Source organism: Mesorhizobium sp. YR577 (assembly GCF_900116595.1).
Classification (GTDB): Bacteria; Pseudomonadota; Alphaproteobacteria; order Rhizobiales; family Rhizobiaceae; genus Mesorhizobium_M.
This window is the reverse complement of the sequence record NZ_FPBI01000004.1, coordinates 182,047-200,734: the sequence shown is the minus strand read 5'-3', so window position 1 is coordinate 200,734 and position 18,688 is coordinate 182,047. Positions and strand designations below refer to the sequence as shown.

Genomic DNA, 18,688 nt, shown 5'->3' with positions numbered 1-18,688 from the left:
GTGGCGAGCGAGGCGCCTCCTTTCTGGTGGGAGCGGCCCGACTGGCGGGCTTATGCGCTGTCGCCGCTTTCAGGGCTCTACGGAATGGTGGCCGCGCGCCGCATGGCGAGTGCGAAGCGCGAGACGGTCGACCTGCCCGTGCTTTGCATCGGCAACTTCACGGTCGGCGGAACCGGCAAGACGCCGGTGGCAATCGCGCTCGCCCGGCAGGCGCGGGCGATGAACCTGACGCCCGGCATCCTGTCGCGCGGGCATGGCGGCGGCTTTTCGCAGCCGCATATCGTGGATGTGCATCACGACAGCGCCAAGCATGTCGGCGACGAGCCGCTGCTTCTGGCCGAGCATGCATCCGTGGCCGTAACCCCCAACCGGCCCGCCGGCGCCAAGCTGCTGCTGGAACAGGGCTGCGATTTCCTGATCATGGACGACGGCTTCCAGAGCGCGCGCATCCATATCGACTACGCACTGGTGGTCGTCGATGCGCGCTATGGCATCGGCAATGGCCATGTCATCCCCGGCGGACCGCTGCGCGCGCCTCTGCTGGAGCAGCTTCGCTTCGCCGATGCGGTGCTGAAGATGGGCGAGGGAAGTGCCGGCGATGGCATCGTGCGCAAGGCCTCACGCGCCGGCAAGCCGGTGTTCGAGGCGACCGTGCGCCCGCGCAATGCCGAGGCACTGGCCGGCCGCCGGTTTCTCGCTTTTGCCGGCATCGGCCACCCCGACAAGTTCTTCGATACGATCGTGAAGGCCGGCGGCACCGTGGCGTTGTCGCGGTCCTTCCCGGATCATCACGTCTTTGCCGATGACGAGCTGGCCGAACTGCACGCCACGGCGCGAGCCGGGCAGCTGGAGATGATGACGACAGCCAAGGACGCAGCAAGGCTGCGCCATGGTGCTGCGCCCCAGGATTTTGTCGATCAGCTCAATGTGCTGGAAATAGATGCCGTGTTCGAACTGGAGCAGGTTCCGGCGCGGATCATCGAGGAAACGCTGGAAGCCTGGCGCCGGCGGCGATCTGGTAATTAGCGCCTGACGCGTAATTCCGGATTGGATTCGATCTCGCGCGCGAGCGACACCGAGGCGTTCACATAGGGTTCCTGGCGCGCGACGCTCCAGTATTTCAGCTCGTCCAGCGGGATCGATTCACTGGTGACCGCGCAGCGCACGAACGCGCCAGGGCTGGTGACCTGGAAATCACCATCGAGATAGCGGATGCGGGCTTCCCTTGCGCCGGGGCCCTCGAAACGGTTCATCATCAGTGCGTGCTCAAAGCTTGTTTGAGATTGTTCCGCCACAAAATGCGGGCGAGGTCAAGCGGCAGGCTGCGGCAGGGCGAGACGAGGCTCTTCGCGATGGGCCGCGCGCGCGTGCTGAAGGAACAGATCGGCGCAGGCCGACCAGCTATATTGCATCGCCTTGGCGCGCGCATCTGTACGGCTGACATCGAGTGCTGAGAGCGAGGCCTGGCGCAGATCTTCCGAAAGCACGCCGCCGACGCCATCGGCCAGAACGTCGCGCGGACCGGTGACCGGAAAGGCCGCGACCGGCACGCCGCTGGCCAGCGCTTCCAGAAGCACGATGCCGAATGTGTCGGTGCGGCTCGGAAAAACGAAGACATCGGCGCTGGCGTAGATATCTGCCAGCTCATCGCCCGTTTTCACGCCGAGGAAGGTGACATCGGGATAGACCTCGCGAAACCGGTCCAGTGCCGGCCCGTCGCCGACGACGACCTTGCTGCCCGGCAGATCGAGATCGAGGAAGGCGGGCAGGTTCTTTTCCACCGCCACGCGCCCGACCGACAGGAAAACGGGACCGGGGCGCGCAGTCTTGCGCCGGCGATCGGGGCGGAACATGGCCGTGTCGACGCCGCGCGTCCATGGCCGCACATTGGTGAAGCCGCGCCCGGTAAGTTCGCCGGCAAGCGACGGCGTGGCGACCAGCGTGCCGCAGCCGGCATTGTGGAAGCGGCGCAGCCAGGCATAGCTCCAGCTTTCCGGGATCGGTGCGCGGGCGCTGAGATATTCAGGAAAGCGGGTGTGATAGCTGGTGGTGAAGGACAGGTCGCGCTTCACGCAGAAACGGCGGGCGAGAATGCCGAGCGGGCCTTCGGTGGCGATGTGGATATGGTCAGGCGCAGCTTCTTGGATGCGCCGGGCGATCTGGCCGGGTGTGGCCAATGCGAGGCGAATATCGGCGTAGGAGGGCAGGGGAATGGTCGAAAAGCCCTGGGGCGTCAGCATCTCGACGGTGCAGCCCCGCGCGCGCAGCCCTTCGCAAACCCGTTCCAAGGTGCGCACGACGCCGTTGATTTGCGGATGCCAGGCGTCGGAGACGATCAGGATGCGCATGGGCGGCGTCCAGTGCGACGTGGTTTTGTGCAGAGTTGCCCCTCACCCTTACCCTCTCCCCGTGAAGAACGGGGAGAGGGGGGCGTCAGCGTTGGAGCTTCCCCCTTCTCCCCGTTTACGGGGAGAAGGTCCCGGCAGGGGGATGAGGGGCTATTCCATTGAGCAAACGGCGCGAAGGACGCCGAAATCCCGTCGGAAAACAATTTGGTCGAATCAAATATGCCGCCGCTTTGCATGGCGGGTTTTCATCATGTTTCGATGACAGGTGCGTGACGCGCTACTTCCGGCCGAACAGCCGCTCGATATCGGCAAGCTTCAGCTCGATATAGGTCGGGCGGCCGTGGTTGCAGGTGCCGGAACCGGGCGTCGCTTCCATCTGGCGCAGCAGCGCATTCATTTCTTCGGGCCGCAGGCGCCGGCCGGAGCGGACCGAACCGTGGCAGGCCATGGTCGCCGCGATCTTGTCGAGGCGCTCTTTCAGCGTCTCGGTGGTGTCGTTGTCGGCGATCTCATCGGCAAGATCGCGCACCAACTGGGCGACATTCGTTTCACCGAGCATTGATGGCGTCTCGCGCACGGCGATCGCGCCGGGGCCAAAGCGCTCGACGCCGAGGCCGAAGCGGCGCAGCATGTCGGAATGCGCTGCAAGGCGCGACACGTCATCCTCCGGCAGGTCTACGATTTCGGGCAGAAGCAGCATCTGCGCCGGCACCGGACGGGCATGGAGCGCGTTCTTAAGCGCCTCATAGACCAGCCGCTCGTGGGCGGCATGCTGGTCGACGATGATCAGCGAATCCTGCGTCTGCGCGACGATGTAGTTTTCATGCACCTGCGCACGCGCGGCACCGAGCTGCGCCTGAAGCAGTTCTTCCGGCAGCTCGGCCTGCCCCGCGCGGGCATCCGCGCTCGCGATCGGACCGGTGTCGAAGGCGGATTGCGGACTTTCGCCAAAGCCGCCGTCGAGCGGACGATAGGGCGAACGCGCCGCATCGAACCCTGCCGTCGCCGAAGCGCGGAAGCCCGGATTGAAACTGCGGTGGCCGTTTGCCGGACCAGGATGGGCATAGGCGGACGCACCCGGCCGGAAGGCTCCCATCATTGCCGCCGCACCGGATGTTGCGGAGCGCACGCCGGCATCGGCAAGCGCCTGGCGGATCGAGCCGACGATCAGCCCGCGCACCAGCCCGGGGTCGCGGAAGCGCACATCGGCCTTGGCGGGATGGACATTAACGTCGACGGTTGCCGGGTCGAGCGTCAGGAACAGCACTGTCACCGCGTTGCGATCGCGCGGCAGGACATCGGCATAGGCACCGCGAATGGCCGAGGCGATCAGCTTGTCGCGCACCGGGCGGCCGTTGACATAGGCATATTGCTGCAGCGCGTTGGCGCGCGAATAGGACGGGATCGAGACGTGGCCGGTGAGCCGCACGCTTTCGCGCACGGCATCGATGGCGATCGAATTCTCGGGAAATTCTCCGCCCATAACCTGCGCGATGCGGGTGAGCTGCCCGTCCGGGCTGTCATCGCTGGCCGGCAGCTCCAGCGTCGTGCGGTCAGGCCCGGAGACCGTGAAGCGCACCGCTGGAAAAGCAATCGCGATGCGCTTGACGATGTCGCTGATCGCGGTCGTCTCGGCGCGCTCGCCCTTCATGAATTTCAGCCGGGCAGGGGTGGCGAAGAACAGGTCGCGCACTTCCACCGAGGTGCCCTTGTTGGCGGCGGCAGGTCGCACGGCGGAAACGTCGCCACCCTCGATGCCGATTTCGGCGGCTGCATCGGAGGCAGCCGTGCGCGAGCGGATCGTCAGCCGCGACACCGAGCCGATCGAGGGCAGGGCCTCGCCGCGAAAGCCGAGCGAGCGAATGTCGTGAATGTCGGTCGAGAGCTTGGAGGTGCAGTGCCGAGAAACGGCAAGCTCCAGCTCGCTCTCCGATATGCCCGAGCCGTCGTCCCCGACGCGAATGAGGTTCAGCCCGCCGCCAGCGGTCACGACCTCCACGCGCGAGGCGCCTGCGTCGAGGGCGTTCTCGACCAGTTCCTTGACCACGCTGGCCGGTCGCTCGATGACCTCGCCGGCTGCGATCTGGTTGATCATCGTTTCTGAAAGCTGGCGAATGGGCATGGCATCCATATAGCGGATTCGAATGTGGCGGCGATAGCGGCAAGCTGTCAGTTTGCGCCATGCAAAGGCGCAAGGTTGGCTTTTCTTTGGTGTTGTTCCGGGGATAGTCTCGTAGCGTAATCGGGAGGCCCGCATGGAACCCACCGTTATCGAGCAAGCGCCCGACGCCGCGCGCAAACGTGGCGGACGCGTCGCCCGGCGCGAGTTGCGCTCGCATGGCCAGCAGGGGCATGGCCGGCCCTATATTCTGCGCGGCATCCCGACCTACGACATCATGTCGGAAGAAAATCTCCTGCGCATCGAGGCGACGGCCAATCGCATCCTTGCCGAGATCGGCATCGAATTCCGCGACGATCCGGCAGCGCTCGATCATTGGAAGCGCGCCGGCGCGAAGATCGAGGGCGACCTGGTGAAATTCGAGCCGGGCATGCTGCGCGAAATCCTGAAGACCGCGCCTGCCCAATTCACCCAGCACGCGCGCAACCCGGAAAACTCGGTGCTGATCGGCGGCAAAAGCGTGGTGTTTTCACCGGCTTACGGCTCGCCCTTCGTCATGGATATCGACAAGGGCCGCCGCTACGGCACGATCGAGGATTTTCAGAATTTCGTGAAGCTGGCGCAGTCCTCGCCCTGGCTGCACCATTCCGGCGGCACGATCTGCGAGCCGGTCGACGTGCCGGTCAACAAGCGCCATCTCGACATGGTCTACAGCCACATCAAATATTCCGATCGCGGCTTCATGGGCTCGGTGACGGCGGAAAGCCGCGCCGAAGATTCCATCGACATGGCACGCATCGTCTTCGGCGAGAGTTTCGTCGACGAGAACTGCGTCATCCTCGGCAATGTCAACGTCAACTCGCCGCTGGTCTGGGACGCGACCATGACGACCGCGCTGCGCGCCTATGCGCGCGCCAACCAGGCGGCGGTCATCGTGCCCTTCATCCTCGGCGGCGCCATGGGGCCGGTGACCAATGCCGGCGCGATTGCGCAATCGCTGGCCGAAACCATGGCCGGCTGCGCGCTGACCCAGCTTGAGCGGCCCGGCGCGCCGGTCATCTTCGGCAATTTCCTGTCGTCCATGTCGTTGCGCTCCGGTTCGCCGACCTTCGGCACGCCGGAACCGGCGATCGGTTCGATGGTGATCGGCCAGCTTGCGCGGCGGCTGAACCTGCCGCTGAGATGCTCCGGCAATTTCACCACCTCGAAACTGCCCGACGCGCAGGCGATGAACGAAGGCACCATGTCGATGCTAGCGGCGGTCCATTGCGGTGCGAATTTCATCCTGCATTCGGCAGGCTTCCTCGATGGGCTCTTGTCGATGTCCTACGAAAAGTTCGTCATGGACATGGATTTCTGCGGCGCGCTGCACACCTATCTCGACGGCGTGAAGGTGGACGACAATCAGCTTGCGCTGGAGGCCTTTCAGGAGGTCGGGCCGGGCAGCCACTTCTTCGGCTGCGGCCACACCATGGCGAATTACGAGACGGCATTCTGGGACACTGAGGTCGCTGACAACGAACCTTTCGAGAAGTGGGAGGCTGCCGGATCGGAGGATGCGGCCATCCGCGCGAACAAGCGCTGGAAGAAGATGCTGGCCGAATATCAACCGCCGCCGCTGGATGAAGGCATAGACGAAGCGTTGCGCGATTTCATGGACCGGAAAAAAGCCGCGATGGCGGACGCGTGGTATTGACCATCGATATGCCCGCTTCCGAGGTCGTCATGAAATACGAGGTCTTGATTGCCGCCTTTGCCATGGTTTCGCCGACAGCCGCTTCCGCCGGTGAGGCACTGGATACGGTGAAACCGTTCTACGATCACATCGGAACAGAGCTGGACTCTGCCGAGCGGGGCCGCTTCGTCGATCCGGCAAAATCGGTTCTCGACGCCCGCGACCGGCTGGTGAAATCGGGACAGGGCGATTGCCTGGACGACAACATGGCGCTCGACAACGCTGCCTACGACAAGGCCGAGTTCGACAAGAGCCTCAAGCTGGCTGAATCCGAGAATGGCGACACCGCCGTGGTGGTCGCAGCCTTCATGGCGTCGAAGGAGCCGCATCGGATGCAATGGAAACTGAAAAAGGTCGACGGCCAATGGAAGATCGCCGACCTGTTGTCAGTCACCAACGAATGGGCGCTCAGTCAGTACCAATGCGAATGAATGTCACCGCCGCTGTTCGCCGCTCAGCCCCTGCCGCGATAGGGCGCGACGCCGGTTTCGGGCAGCCAGGCGCCTTCGGGCGGGGTGCCCGTCTGCCAGAACACATCGATGGGAATGCCGCCGCGCGGATACCAGTAGCCGGCGATGCGCAGCCACAGCGGCTTCGTCGCTTCCACGACGCGCCGGCCGATCATCACCGTGCAGTCTTCGTGGAACGCGCCGTGATTGCGGAAGGATGTCAGGAAAAGCTTCAGCGATTTCGATTCGACGAGTGCTGCGTCCGGGGCGTAGTCGATGACGATGTGGGCGAAATCGGGCTGGCCGGTGACCGGACAGAGCGAGGTGAATTCCGGGCAGGTGAAGCGCACGATCGCCGGCGCGCCGTCGCCGCGCGTGAAGGGCACGGTCTCCAGGGTGGCGGCTTCCGGCGAGGCGGGCGTTTCGGCTTTCGCACCGAGCTGGGTGAGGTTGTCGGTAATGGTCATTTTTTCATCCTTTAGGCCGGCGTTATAGAGAACATTGGGGAACAAAAAAGGCCATGACGAGCAACGACCCGCTGCTGCAGCCCTACCAGCTCAAGCATCTGACGCTGAAGAACCGCGTCATGTCGACCAGCCATGAGCCGGCCTATTCTGATGACGGGCTGCCCAAGGAGCGCTACCGGCTCTATCACGCCGAAAAGGCCAAGGGCGGCATGGCGCTGACGATGACGGCGGGCTCGGCGATCGTGTCGCGCGACAGCCCGGCCGCCTTCGGCAATCTCCAGGCTTACCGCGACGAGATCGTGCCGTGGATGCGCGAACTGGTCGATTCCTGCCATGAGCATGATTGCAAGGTGATGATCCAGATCACCCATCTCGGCCGTCGCACGGGTTGGAACAAGGCCGACTGGCTGCCGGTGCTCTCGGCCTCGCCGGTGCGGGAGCCGGCGCATCGTTCCTTTCCCAAGATCGCCGAAGACTGGGATCTCGACCGCATCGTCGCCGACTACGCCTCTGCGGCGCAGCGCATGCAGGCAGCCGGGCTCGACGGCATCGAGTTCGAAGCCTACGGCCATCTGATGGACGGCTTCTGGTCGCCGGCGACCAACCATCGCGACGACGATTATGGCGGCTCGCTCGACAACCGGCTGCGCTTCACCTGGCGTGTCATCGACGCGGTGCGCAAGGCGGTCGGCGAGAAGTTCATCGTCGGCATCCGCATGGTTGCGGACGAGGATTTTGAGAAGGGGCTATCGAAGGACGAAGGCGTCGAGATCGCGCGGCGGCTGGCGGCGTCGGGGAAGTTCGATTTCCTCAACATCATTCGCGGCCATATCGATACGGATGCAGCACTCACCGGCGTCATCCCGATCCAGGGCATGCGTGCTTCGCCGCATCTGGATTTTGCCGGCGAGGTGAGGGCGGCGACGAAGTTTCCGGTGTTTCATGCCGCGCGTATCTCGGACGTGGCGACGGCGCGCCACGCGATTGCCGAGGGCAAGCTCGACATGGTCGGCATGACGCGCGCGCACATCGCCGACCCGCATATCATCAGGAAGGTGATGGAAGGCCGCGAGCACGAAATCCGCCCCTGCGTCGGCGCGACCTACTGCCTCGACCGCATTTATGAAGGTGGCGAGGCGCTGTGCATCCACAATGCTGCCACCGGGCGCGAGGCGACCATTCCACATGTTATCCAGAAGGCAGATGGACCGCGCAAGGCTATCATTGTCGTCGGCGCGGGTGCAGCTGGTCTGGAGGCTGCGCGGGTGGCGGCCGAGCGCGGCCACAAGGTTACGGTGCTGGAGGCGTCAGGTCAGGCCGGCGGGCAGGTGCGGCTAGCAGCGCAGAATCCGCGCCGCAAAGAACTGATTGGCATCGTCGACTGGCGGCTCGCAGAACTCGAACGGCTGGGCGTTGAAATCCGCTACGACACTTGGGCGGAAGCCGACGACGTGCTGGCGCTTAAGCCGGACGCGGTGGTGATCGCCACCGGCGGCCTGCCGCAGAACCCGCCGCTGGAGGCAGGCGATAATCTGGTCACATCGAGCTGGGACATCATCGCCGGCGCGGTCAAGCCAGCCGAAAACGTGCTGGTCTATGACGACAATGGCGGCCATCAGGGCATGACGGCGGCCGAACTGATCGCCAATGCCGGTGCGAGGCTGGAACTCGTTTCGCCCGAGCGCTTCTTTGCGCCGGAAATGGGCGGCATGAACCATGTGCCTTACATGCGCGCCTTTCAGGAGAAGGGTGTGAGGATCACCATCAACACGCGACTGGTCGCGGTGCGGCGCGAGGGAAATCAGCTGGTTGCGACCCTTGGCTCGGACTTTGCCGAAGGCTGGCGCGACGAGCGCCTGGTCGATCAGGTCGTGGTCGAGCACGGCACATTGCCCATCGACGATCTCTATCTGGCGCTGAAACCGCTATCGAAGAATGGCGGCGCTGTTGATTATGAGCGCCTGGTCAATGGCGGCGATATCTTTCCGGATATCCACCCGGAGAGGGATTTTACGCTGTTCCGGATCGGCGATGCAGTCGCGGCGAGAAACATTCACGCGGCAATCTATGACGGCATCCGCTTCACGATGCGGATTTAGGCGCGCCGTCAGACATGCACCGTACCGTGCGACAGCTCGCCGGGGCGGACGGTCGGGCGCAGGCTGGCATAGGCGATCCAGGCATAGAACGCCGCGACGAGCGCAATGATGATCCAGCCGGGGACGGGCCCCAAGGCGGCATTGCGCACGATTTCTCCCAGCGACGTCGCCGTATCATGGCTGATGCCGAAATCCTGCAGTTTCGGCGAGGAAATCTTCAGGATCCACGCCAGCAGCAGAAGCAGGAACATCCACGAATAGTTTCTCTGCAGCCGGCGTGAGACGGCCGCGTTGAGGCTCAGCAGGAATTTCGGCTCGCGCAGGTCGCTTCCCAGTATCTTTGCCCAATCATTGTCGATCGAACCTGAGCCGCTAAACAACGGCGCGAAATAGTTGCGTTCGATCAGGCGTACGCGGTTTCGGTACACGTCGAAGAAGCGGTATCGCCGCGCCTCTATGACCAGCAGCAACAACATAAGCAGCATGGCGAAAAGCAGCACGCCATGGTGCGAGGCTGAGGTGGATAACGAAAGCGACAACATCGCGGCGGCGGCAGTGATGGCCCAGTTGCTGGTGCGGTCGATGCGGTCGCGCCAGCCGGCCATCCGGGCGATTTCGGCGCGGTGATAGTGGGCGAGAACGGTGATGAATTCGGTCGAGGTCGCCGGCATTGGCGGAACGGCGAACCCGCTGATGAACTCCTCGCTCAGTTGCTGCTGCTTGACGCTTTCCATGGTCTCCTCCCACAGGCAAAGCCGCACCGTGGGAGTATACGCCAGTCCGTTCGTTGCGTCCGGGCGAAACGTCGAAAAGCCTAGAGTGAGATGACGTTTCCTAGAATTGTCATCTCACTCTAGGCTATTTATTTCGAAGCATGATCTTGTCCGAAAAGTCTGTAACTTTTCGGGATCATGCTCTAAATTTCCAAGCGCTTGTAATTGGCGATGTCAGCGCGGATTCCGAGCCGCGACATCATTTCGTGGCGGTCGAAGCCGGTCTCGGCATGGAGTTTCGCCACGGCGGCGGTCGCACGCTCGATGACATCCGGCGTTTCCCATTCAACCATCGTCACGAAGTTGAACTCGCCTGGACCCGACTGCTGTTCCAGGATGATGTCGTTTACGAAACCTTCCTGCTTTCGCAGCAAAGCGTGCGTTGCCGCCACCCTGGCGAGGAACTCGTCGCGGCCTGCCTCAGGAACCGCAAACTTGTCGACGCGGTAAAACGGTCTGCGCTCAAGGGAACTTCTGTCTTCAATCATTTGATTTTCCTTTTTGAATTGTTGGAAGAATTCAAAACAGCCGCGCGATCGCCATGCAGATGACGGTAAGCACGAGTAGCCGCGCCGCGATGCGCTCGCCCTTGGCCATTCGGTCGCGAAGTGCTGCTTCATCTTCGCCGTTGACGCCTGCGAGCTTGCGGCGGGCAGGGCCGACCATGATGCCGAGCACGCCGGCGGCGGAGAGGGCGGCGACGATGCCAAGCGCCAGAACCTGTTCCATCGAGCCGAAGTAAGCGCCATGGAAGAAATACCAGAGCAGGGCGCCGCTCAGCATGGCGACAGCCGCCGCTCCCATTTGCGGACCGAAGAACCTTTCCACCCTGATCTCGGGATCGCGAGCGAGCGTGTATGTCGTGCCGGCCCAGAAGACACCGGCCATGACATGCAGGCCGAGGGTGACGATGTAGACATATTGCATGACGAACTCCTCGTTTCGTTCCCCGCGCACCATCAGATTTCATAAACAGATAGATATCGAACGATTAGAAGTCAATGATTATGCTTCAGGAAAATTCATGCTATCGTCGGCTCATGCCTTCGCCCTTTCGCCCTCCCATTGGTCTCACGCTTCATCGGATATCGCGCCAGGCGAGCCGTGCTTTTGACGAGGCGCTGGGGGAGGTTGGGGGCAGCCTGCCGGTCTGGCTGACCTTGCTGACCATGAAGACGCACAAGAGCGCCAACCAGCGCGAACTTGCCGCGGCAATTGGCATTCAGGGCGCGACGCTGACGCATCATCTGAACGGGATGGAAACGGACGGGCTGCTCACGCGCCGCCGCGATCCCGCCAACCGGCGGGTTCATCTCGTGGAACTGACGGCTGCGGGTGAGGCCACGTTCCTGCGCCTGCGCGACGCGGCGGTAGCTTTCGACAAGAAGCTGCGCGCCGGTTTCTCGGATGACGAGATCGCTGCTTTGGAACAGGCGCTGGCAAAGCTGGGCGCTAATGTCGGCGAGCGGGTTTGATCCCCGGTCAGCCCATCGCCTTCTCAAGCACCGAAAAGACGCGCTGATCCTGACATTGCGAAACGTTGAAGCGCAGGAAGCCCTGGGCAGATTGCGACAGGCTGAAAGCGTTGCCGGGCGCGAGCACGACATTGTCGGCCAGCGCGCGCTTCGCAATTTCGGCGGCATCGAGACCCTCCGGCAGGCTGCACCAAAGCAACATGCCGGCACGCGGCTCGATCCACGGTGTCAGGCCGAGCGCTTTCAGGCGCAGCGTGGTTTCGCCCATGGCACGGGCAAGGCGCTCACGCAGCGCGTCGAGATGCTTCCTGTAGCTTCCATCTCGAAGCATGTTGAAAACAAGCTCGGCCGAGAAAGGCGCTCCGCCGAAGGTGGTTGCGATTTTCAGGTCCGCCAGCCCGTCGATCCAGTCGCCGCGTGCAGCGATAAAGCCGCAGCGCACCGCGGCCGACAAAGTCTTGGAGAAGCTGCCGATATGGATGACGCGCTGCAGCCCGTCGAATGTGGCAAGCCTGGGCGCGGGTTCCCGCTCGAAGTCGGCGAAAATGTCGTCCTCGATGATGGTGAGGTCATGGAGGTCGGTAAGCTTGAGCAGGCGGTGGGCCGTGACCGGTGACAGGACCGCGCCGGTCGGGTTGTGGATCGCGGAATTGGTGATGTAGAGCCGCGGGCGATGCTCGCTCAGCGCCTGCGCGAACAGGTCGATGTCCGGCCCGTTCGGCCTGTAGGGCACGCTGACGACCTTCGCGCGATGCGCGCGCAGCATGGCGTGAAAATTGAAATAGCAGGGATCGTCGACCAGCACCGTGTCGCCGGGCTCGAGCAGGAAGCGGCAGATGAGATCGATCGCCTGGGTTCCCGATTCCGTCAGCATGATCTGGCCGGCCGGTGCTTCAATGCCGTGCGCGGCCAGCCGACGCGACAGAAGCTGGCGCAGCCCCGGCAGGCCAAGCGGCGTTCCGTAGTCGGTGAGCGTTGCCTGATCCGCGCGGGCGAGGGTGCGAAGCGCGCGGCGAATGCCGGCATCGGGCATCCATGAAGCGGGCAACCAGCCGCAGCCCGGCTTGAGAACATGGTCGCCGGCCTCCAGTGACTGGCGCGACACCCAGAGCGGGTCGACGGCGCGGTCGAGCCGCGGGCTGATTTCGGCGAGCGACAGCGGTATCGGGTGGCCCGCAACGTAAAAGCCCGCGCCACGCCGCGACTGGATAATGCCCTCGGCGCTGAGCCGATCATAGGCTTCGACCACCGTTGATTTCGAAACCTGCATGGTCTCGGCGAAGCCGCGGATGGAGGGAAGCTTCGCCCCTGGGGCCAGCGAACGGCCGGCGATCCGCTTGCGGATTGCTTGCATGACACGCTCGACAAGCGTGCCGCCTTGCTCTGTCGGTAGATTATGGACAGTCATCTGTGCTGGCTCCGTCATCAGTACAGTTTGTAAATATTGTACTGCCCTGTCTATGGAAATACCAGCGGCTGCGAACGATACCCGCCTGCAAACGGAGCAGGCGAAATGGACAGGGTCACGAGCGGCTGGATCAACGGGTTTGTCGGCGTGCTGATTTTCAGCGGCTCGCTGCCGGCCACGCGTGCGGCGGTGGCGGATTTCGATCCGGTGTTCCTGACCGTTGCGCGGGCGACGATCGCGGCTGTCCTTGCGCTCGCCTTCCTCCTCATCTTCCGCGAAAAGCGGCCCGCGCGCGCCGACCTCGTTTCGCTGGTGGTCGTGGCGCTCGGCGTGGTGGTTGGATTTCCGTTGCTGACGGCGCTTGCGCTCCAATATGTAACGTCGGCCCATTCCATCGTCTTCGTCGGCCTGTTGCCGCTGGCTACTGCTGTCTTCGGGGTTCTACGCGGCGGCGAGCGGCCGAAACCGGCCTTCTGGCTGTTCTCCTGCATCGGCAGCGCGCTGGTTGCCGGCTTTGCGCTGATGCAGGGCGTCGATGCCTCGCCGATCGGCGATCTTCTGATGCTCGCCGCCATTGTCCTCTGCGGTCTGGGCTATGCTGAGGGCGCAAAACTGTCGCGCAGGCTCGGCGGCTGGCAGGTAATTTCATGGGCGCTGGTGCTGTCGCTGCCGATCATGGTTCCGCTGGCGGTCTTCACATTGCCTGGATCGTGGGCCGGCGTCGGTCCGCATGCCTGGCTCGGGCTGGGCTATGTGTCCGTCTTCAGCATGCTGGTCGGCTTCGTCTTCTGGTATCGCGGCCTGGCGCTTGGCGGCATCGCGGCGGTCGGGCAGTTGCAGTTGCTTCAGCCGTTTTTCGGGCTGGTTCTTGCCGCGACCTTGCTGCACGAGACGGTCGGCTGGTCGATGATTGCGGTCACCGGCGCGGTCGTGCTGTGCGTGGCGGGAGCGAAACGCTTCGCCTGATGCAGTTTGGGCGGAAGGCTACGCCCTGTTTCCCTGCAGAACCGTCAGTTTCGGCTTCCTGGCGCCCCGCGCGATCATCCATTCGCGCGCCGTCTCGTCCGGCATCGGGAAGGCGATGGAATAACCCTGAACCTGATCGCAGCCGACGGACAGGAGCGACTTCAGTTCCTCGTCCGTCTCCGCGCCCTCTGCGATGATCGAGATTCCGAGGCCGCGGGCGAGTTCGGTAATGGCGCGCACGATCTTGGAATTGTCGCCGTTCGCGTCGATGTTCTGGACGAAGCGGCGATCGATCTTCAGCCGGTCGATCTCGTTCGGATTGACGTGGCTGAGCGAAGCGTAGCCGGTGCCGAAATCGTCCAGTTCGAGATGAACGCCGGCGGAGCGGATATGGCGCAGCTTGGCGGCTATGCCGGTCTGTTCGTCGTCGAGGATGACGGATTCGACGATTTCCAGCGACAGCTTGTCTGCCGGCAGGCCGGCTTTTTCCAGAGTCTCGAACAGGAAGGCGTCGAAGTCGATTTCGCGCAATTCGGCCCCGGACACATTGACGGCGAGGCGGCCGAAATCGATGCCGTCGCGATGCCACTCGGCTGCCGCGTGAATGGCCTTGGTGATGACGATGCGCCCGATGGCTACCATCAGGCCTGATTTTTCCGCCGCCGGAATGAACTCGCCCGGCGAAACCATGCCGCGTTCCGGGTGCTTCCATCGCACCAGGGCTTCGATGCCGGTGATGTTGTTCTTGGACATCGATATTTGCGGCTGGAAGAACACGTTGAAGGATTCGTCTGCAATTGCCTGCTTGAGGTCGCTTTCAAGCAGACGGCGGTGTTCCAGTTCGTGCCGCAGCTCCTCCGAGAAGAAGGAAACGCCGCCGCCGCCGAGCTTCTTGGCCGAATAGAGCGCGAGGTCGGCATGCACGATCAGGTCTTCGGCATTGTCGGCGTCGACCGGATAGACGGCGATGCCGGCGCTGGCGCCCGGATTGATCAGCTTGCCCTGATAGACGATCGGATCGTTGATGCGATCGAGGATGCGCCGGGCAACCATGTGGATGTCTTCCGTGGTGCCGGCGCCGTTCAGCAGCATCACGAATTCATCGCCGCCGAGGCGCGCGCAGAGATCCGAAGCGCGGCAGGAATCGCGCATCCGCTGCGCCGTGACCACCAGCACATAGTCGCCGGCGGCATGGCCGAGCGTGTCGTTGATCTGCTTGAAGCGGTCGAGATCGAGCTGAATCACGGCCAGACGCTCGCTGCGCCGATGCGCACCTTTGATCAGTGCGTCGAAATGATCCGTCAGGAATGTGCGATTGTGCAGGCCGGTCAATCCGTCATGCACGGCTATGAAGGCCATGGAGTTGCGCGCATCGACGAGCTCAAGCGTCCTGCGGCGGATCATGTTCGACATCGGCTGGAAGATGAACAGCGCCACCATGATGATTACGCCGATGATTGCGTAGTACAGCATGCGATGGAGATCGAGCAGGCTGGTAAGGCGCTGGTTGGCGAAGGCTTCGATGCGGTCGCCAAGCGCGCTGTACCCGGCCAGCGTTGCGCTTGCCACGGTCTCGTCCAGCGAGGCGCGCCCGGTGTCCAGCTTGTATTGAACGACACCGCCGCCCATGCCGAGCTGGGATTCGAAGGCCGAGATGAAGCGCCAGCCATTGGCGGCAAGCCCGACCGAAAAGAAATCGAGATGATGAGGTTTGGCAAACAGCACGCTTTCGATCGTGTTGGGGTCCAGGCGTGCTTCGGATACAGCGCTTGCGCCCGTCCGCTCGAGAAGGAGATCGTAATTCTGCTCGAATTCGGTTGTTGCCTCCCTCAGCGCTTTGACCAGCGCGGGCTGCTGTTCGCGCGCGGCGCTGTTGACCGCGCTTGCGAGGAAAACGACGCGTTGCGAGAGGGCTTTCTGGGTGTTTGCGAGTATCAGCAGGCTCTGGTCGCGCACCTGAGCGGCCATCATCTGCTGCAGCATGATGAACGACGCCGTTGCCATCGCCGCGATAATGATCAACGCGACCCAGTATGCGCCCTTGATAAGCAGGATAAGCCGGTCAGAACCGGCATTGATCTGCGGCTGCGACATGTCCCGGATAGCCCCTTAAACCCGCGATGTCAGTTGTGCGGTGGGATCATCCGCACAAAAAAGTTAACGACAGGACAAGCCTTTGTGAAAGTTTTCGTTTATTCACACAAAATACGGGGGCGCACAGAGAGTTTTTGCGATCGGCGATCGCATTTGATTGGTGTGGGAACCAAAAGTTTTTGCCCTTGCAAGCGATCTGCGGTAGAGTAATATTTCAAGCTTCAAATAAATCTGGGAAACGCCATGAACGTCGAAAAAAAGGTGGGGAGCGCGGCCTCCTTCGTTTGGAACGATCCGTTCCTTCTGGAGGATCAGCTTTCGGAGGACGAACGCATGATCCGCGATGCGGCAGCAGCCTTTGCCGCCGACAAACTCGCGCCCCGCATCGAGGAAGCCTATCTCGACGAAAAAACCGATCCGGCGATTTTCCGCGAAATGGGTGATGCAGGCCTGCTCGGCATCACCATCCCGGAAGAATATGGCGGCCTCGGCGCCGGCTATGTCACCTACGGGCTGGTTGCCCGCGAGGTCGAGCGCGTCGATTCCGGCTATCGCTCGATGATGAGCGTGCAATCGTCGCTGGTCATGTTTCCGATCCATGCCTACGGCTCGGAGGAGCAGCGCAAGAAGTTTCTGCCCAAACTCGCTTCGGGCGAGTGGATCGGCTGTTTCGGCCTGACCGAGCCGGATGCCGGCTCCGATCCGGGCGGCATGAAGACCCGCGCCGAGAAGACGGCCAACGGCTACAGGATTTCCGGCTCGAAGATGTGGATTTCCAACGCCCCCATCGCCGACGTGTTCGTCGTCTGGGCGAAGTCGGCGGCCCATGACAACCAGATCCGCGGCTTTGTGCTTGAGAAGGGCATGAAGGGCCTTTCAGCGCCCAAGATCGACGGCAAGCTGTCGCTGCGCGCCTCGATCACCGGCGAAATCGTCATGGAAAATGTCGAAGTCGGCGAAGATGCGCTTTTGCCGAATGTGTCGGGCCTGAAAGGTCCGTTCGGCTGCCTCAACCGCGCCCGCTACGGCATTTCCTGGGGCGCGATGGGTGCCGCCGAGGATTGCTGGCACCGCGCGCGCCAGTATGGCCTTGACCGCAAGCAGTTCGGCAAGCCGCTGGCGCAGACGCAGCTTTTCCAGAAGAAGCTGGCCGACATGCAGACCGAAATCGCGCTCGGCCTTCAGGGCTCGTTGCGCGTCGGCCGCTTGATGGACGAACACAAATTTGCGCCGGAGATGATCTCGATCGTCAAGCGCAACAATTGCGGCAAGGCGCTCGACATCGCCCGCCAGGCCCGCGACATGCACGGCGGCAACGGCATCCAGATCGGCTATCACGTCATGCGCCACGCGCAGAACCTGGAGACGGTCAACACCTATGAGGGCACGCATGACGTCCACGCGCTGATCCTCGGGCGGGCGCAGACGGGACTTCAGGCGTTCTTCTGAGAAAAGCGAAGACGTTTGATATTCAATCAGCCGGGCCAAGTGCCCGGCTGAATTTTTTGGCCCTCAGGCGCTGCAGGCGAAGATCGGCTCGCCAAGTGCCTCCACATCGACTTCGATCCCCAAGCCGGGACCGTCAGGCAAAGTCATCGTGCCATCGGCGATCCGGAAATCGGCCCGCGCATTGGCAACCGTTACCCAATTGTGGAAATCGACCGTGTGCTGCCGTAGCCCTTCCGGCGTCGAAAGCAGCAGGCCTGAATAGGCGGCCGTATCGATCTGCGCGCCGCCGGTGTCCTCGATCGTGATCTTGAGATTTTTCGCGATGGCGATGTCGCGCAGCAGCTTGGCCTTGGTCAGCCCGCCGACGCGGGCAAGTTTTATCGTTATGCCGTCGACCAGCCCGTCCGCAATTGCCCGCAACAGCACGTCGACGCTGTCTATCGTTTCGTCCAGCACCAGTGGGCGCTCGCAAAGGCGGCGGATGGCGAGGTTCTCGTCGTAGTTCGCGCAGGGTTGTTCCAGTGCGTAGTCGATGTCGCGGGTCGCCATCAGGAAACGGCGCGTCTCGGCCGTGCCCCAACTGCCATTGGCATCGCAAAAGAGCACGGTGCCGGCGGGCACCGCGCCGCGAACCGCTTCCAGCCGCGCAATATCCTCGTCCACATCGAGGCCGACCTTGACCTGAAGCCGGTGATAACCCTCGGCAATGTATTTCCGCGCCCGAGCCGCCATGGCGTCTGGCGCTTCCTGCGCCAGCGAGCGGTAGAGAGGCAGGCTTGAACCTTCTGCTCCGCCAGTCATCGATGCGAGCGACAGGCCGCTGCGCCGCCCGGCCAGATCCCACAGCGCCATGTCGATGGCCGACTTCGCGTAAGGGTGTCCCTTGAGCAGCAGGTCCATGCGCCGGTTCAGCGCTTCGATGCCCGCGGCGTCCTGGTCGAGCAAAGTGGGCGCAAGCTCGCGCATCGCCGCGCGTGCGCCTTCGGCAAAGGCCGGATCGTAAAAACTGCCGAGCGGCGCCATCTCGCCATAGCCGACAAAACCGTCCCGCGAACTGATCTCGACGATCGTCGAATCGAACCCTTCCGCGCTGCGCCCGCCCGAGCAGCGATAGGTGCCGTCGCGAAAGGGCTGCCATTGGCGGTAAAGGCGGATGCTTGAAATGGCTGTAGCCGGCGGCATGCGTTTCCCTGCGTGCTGGAGGTGACTTTGCACGCAGTCTAGCGTCGACCGCGCCCGCCTGACGCGAAGGATGCGCCGGATAACCAAGTCGCTTTTGTGACAACGGCCACTCTCTCGCCGTGGC

At 63.0% G+C, this 18,688-nt stretch carries 17 protein-coding genes; 7 read left to right on the top strand and 10 right to left on the bottom strand.

Annotation, left to right across the window (positions count from 1 at the left end):
* Window positions 1-1,026, top strand: a complete 1,026-nt coding sequence (gene lpxK / locus BM413_RS07810; RefSeq protein WP_091912047.1) for a tetraacyldisaccharide 4'-kinase — start codon at window positions 1-3, stop codon at window positions 1,024-1,026.
* Here lpxK and BM413_RS07805 read toward each other — a convergent pair.
* From BM413_RS07805 to mutL, 3 genes are all read right to left on the bottom strand, one after another.
* Entirely contained in the window at window positions 1,023-1,256 is a 234-nt protein-coding gene (locus tag BM413_RS07805; RefSeq protein WP_091912045.1) for a DUF2093 domain-containing protein, read from the bottom strand. The genes lpxK and BM413_RS07805 overlap by 4 nt on opposite strands.
* Window positions 1,257-1,310: 54 nt before the next feature.
* Window positions 1,311-2,348, bottom strand: coding sequence for a glycosyltransferase family 4 protein (locus BM413_RS07800; RefSeq protein ID WP_091912044.1), 1,038 nt, complete (start codon window positions 2,346-2,348; stop codon window positions 1,311-1,313).
* A 277-nt stretch (window positions 2,349-2,625) separates the two neighbouring features.
* A complete protein-coding gene (mutL, locus tag BM413_RS07795) occupies window positions 2,626-4,470 on the bottom strand; it encodes a DNA mismatch repair endonuclease MutL (RefSeq protein ID WP_091912277.1) in 1,845 nt (614 codons plus the stop codon).
* A 133-nt stretch (window positions 4,471-4,603) separates the two neighbouring features.
* Here mutL and BM413_RS07790 point away from each other — a divergent pair, with 133 nt between their 5' ends.
* Together BM413_RS07790 and BM413_RS07785 are read left to right on the top strand one after the other, a co-directional pair.
* Window positions 4,604-6,163, top strand: a complete 1,560-nt coding sequence (locus tag BM413_RS07790; RefSeq protein ID WP_091912042.1) for a trimethylamine methyltransferase family protein — start codon at window positions 4,604-4,606, stop codon at window positions 6,161-6,163.
* Window positions 6,160-6,633 carry a hypothetical protein gene (locus BM413_RS07785; RefSeq protein ID WP_175544274.1) on the top strand — a complete coding sequence of 158 codons (474 nt, stop codon included), beginning with the start codon at window positions 6,160-6,162 and terminating at the stop codon, window positions 6,631-6,633. Before BM413_RS07790 ends, BM413_RS07785 begins: the two co-directional genes overlap by 4 nt.
* Before the next feature lie 23 nt (window positions 6,634-6,656).
* Here the strand turns inward: BM413_RS07785 and queF are convergent, their stop codons facing one another.
* Window positions 6,657-7,118, bottom strand: a complete 462-nt coding sequence (gene queF / locus BM413_RS07780; RefSeq protein ID WP_091912041.1) for a preQ(1) synthase — start codon at window positions 7,116-7,118, stop codon at window positions 6,657-6,659.
* Between the two features lie 53 nt (window positions 7,119-7,171).
* On the opposite strand from queF, the gene BM413_RS07775 reads away from it, so the two are divergent.
* Window positions 7,172-9,217 (top strand): NADH:flavin oxidoreductase, encoded by a 2,046-nt coding sequence (locus BM413_RS07775; RefSeq protein WP_091912039.1) that lies wholly within the window; start codon window positions 7,172-7,174, stop codon window positions 9,215-9,217.
* Between the two features lie 8 nt (window positions 9,218-9,225).
* Here the strand turns inward: BM413_RS07775 and BM413_RS07770 are convergent, their stop codons facing one another.
* From BM413_RS07770 to BM413_RS07760, 3 genes are all read right to left on the bottom strand, one after another.
* Window positions 9,226-9,951, bottom strand: a complete 726-nt coding sequence (locus BM413_RS07770; RefSeq protein ID WP_091912037.1) for a DUF2270 domain-containing protein — start codon at window positions 9,949-9,951, stop codon at window positions 9,226-9,228.
* A 182-nt stretch (window positions 9,952-10,133) separates the two neighbouring features.
* On the bottom strand, window positions 10,134-10,478 hold the full coding sequence (locus BM413_RS07765; RefSeq protein WP_091912036.1) for an antibiotic biosynthesis monooxygenase family protein: 345 nt from the start codon (window positions 10,476-10,478) through the stop codon (window positions 10,134-10,136).
* A gap of 31 nt (window positions 10,479-10,509) precedes the next feature.
* Window positions 10,510-10,917, bottom strand: coding sequence for a hypothetical protein (locus BM413_RS07760; protein WP_091912275.1), 408 nt, complete (start codon window positions 10,915-10,917; stop codon window positions 10,510-10,512).
* Window positions 10,918-11,030: 113 nt separating this feature from the next.
* On the opposite strand from BM413_RS07760, the gene BM413_RS07755 reads away from it, so the two are divergent.
* Window positions 11,031-11,465 carry a MarR family winged helix-turn-helix transcriptional regulator gene (locus BM413_RS07755; RefSeq protein WP_091912034.1) on the top strand — a complete coding sequence of 145 codons (435 nt, stop codon included), beginning with the start codon at window positions 11,031-11,033 and terminating at the stop codon, window positions 11,463-11,465.
* Window positions 11,466-11,472: 7 nt separating this feature from the next.
* Here BM413_RS07755 and BM413_RS07750 read toward each other — a convergent pair whose 3' ends face one another.
* Window positions 11,473-12,873 (bottom strand): aminotransferase-like domain-containing protein, encoded by a 1,401-nt coding sequence (locus BM413_RS07750; protein ID WP_091912033.1) that lies wholly within the window; start codon window positions 12,871-12,873, stop codon window positions 11,473-11,475.
* 105 nt (window positions 12,874-12,978) lie between these two features.
* On the opposite strand from BM413_RS07750, the gene BM413_RS07745 reads away from it, so the two are divergent.
* Window positions 12,979-13,839: a DMT family transporter gene (locus BM413_RS07745; RefSeq protein ID WP_091912032.1), complete on the top strand. Its 861-nt coding sequence runs from the start codon at window positions 12,979-12,981 to the stop codon at window positions 13,837-13,839.
* 18 nt (window positions 13,840-13,857) lie between these two features.
* Here the strand turns inward: BM413_RS07745 and BM413_RS07740 are convergent, their stop codons facing one another.
* On the bottom strand, window positions 13,858-15,933 hold the full coding sequence (locus BM413_RS07740) for a putative bifunctional diguanylate cyclase/phosphodiesterase (RefSeq protein WP_091912030.1): 2,076 nt from the start codon (window positions 15,931-15,933) through the stop codon (window positions 13,858-13,860).
* Between the two features lie 243 nt (window positions 15,934-16,176).
* Here BM413_RS07740 and BM413_RS07735 point away from each other — a divergent pair, with 243 nt between their 5' ends.
* Window positions 16,177-17,382, top strand: a complete 1,206-nt coding sequence (locus BM413_RS07735) for an acyl-CoA dehydrogenase (RefSeq protein WP_091912028.1) — start codon at window positions 16,177-16,179, stop codon at window positions 17,380-17,382.
* A gap of 63 nt (window positions 17,383-17,445) precedes the next feature.
* On the opposite strand, the gene BM413_RS07730 is transcribed toward BM413_RS07735, so the two are convergent.
* Window positions 17,446-18,564, bottom strand: coding sequence for a mandelate racemase/muconate lactonizing enzyme family protein (locus tag BM413_RS07730; protein ID WP_091912026.1), 1,119 nt, complete (start codon window positions 18,562-18,564; stop codon window positions 17,446-17,448).
* Between the last annotated feature and the right edge of the window lie 124 nt (window positions 18,565-18,688).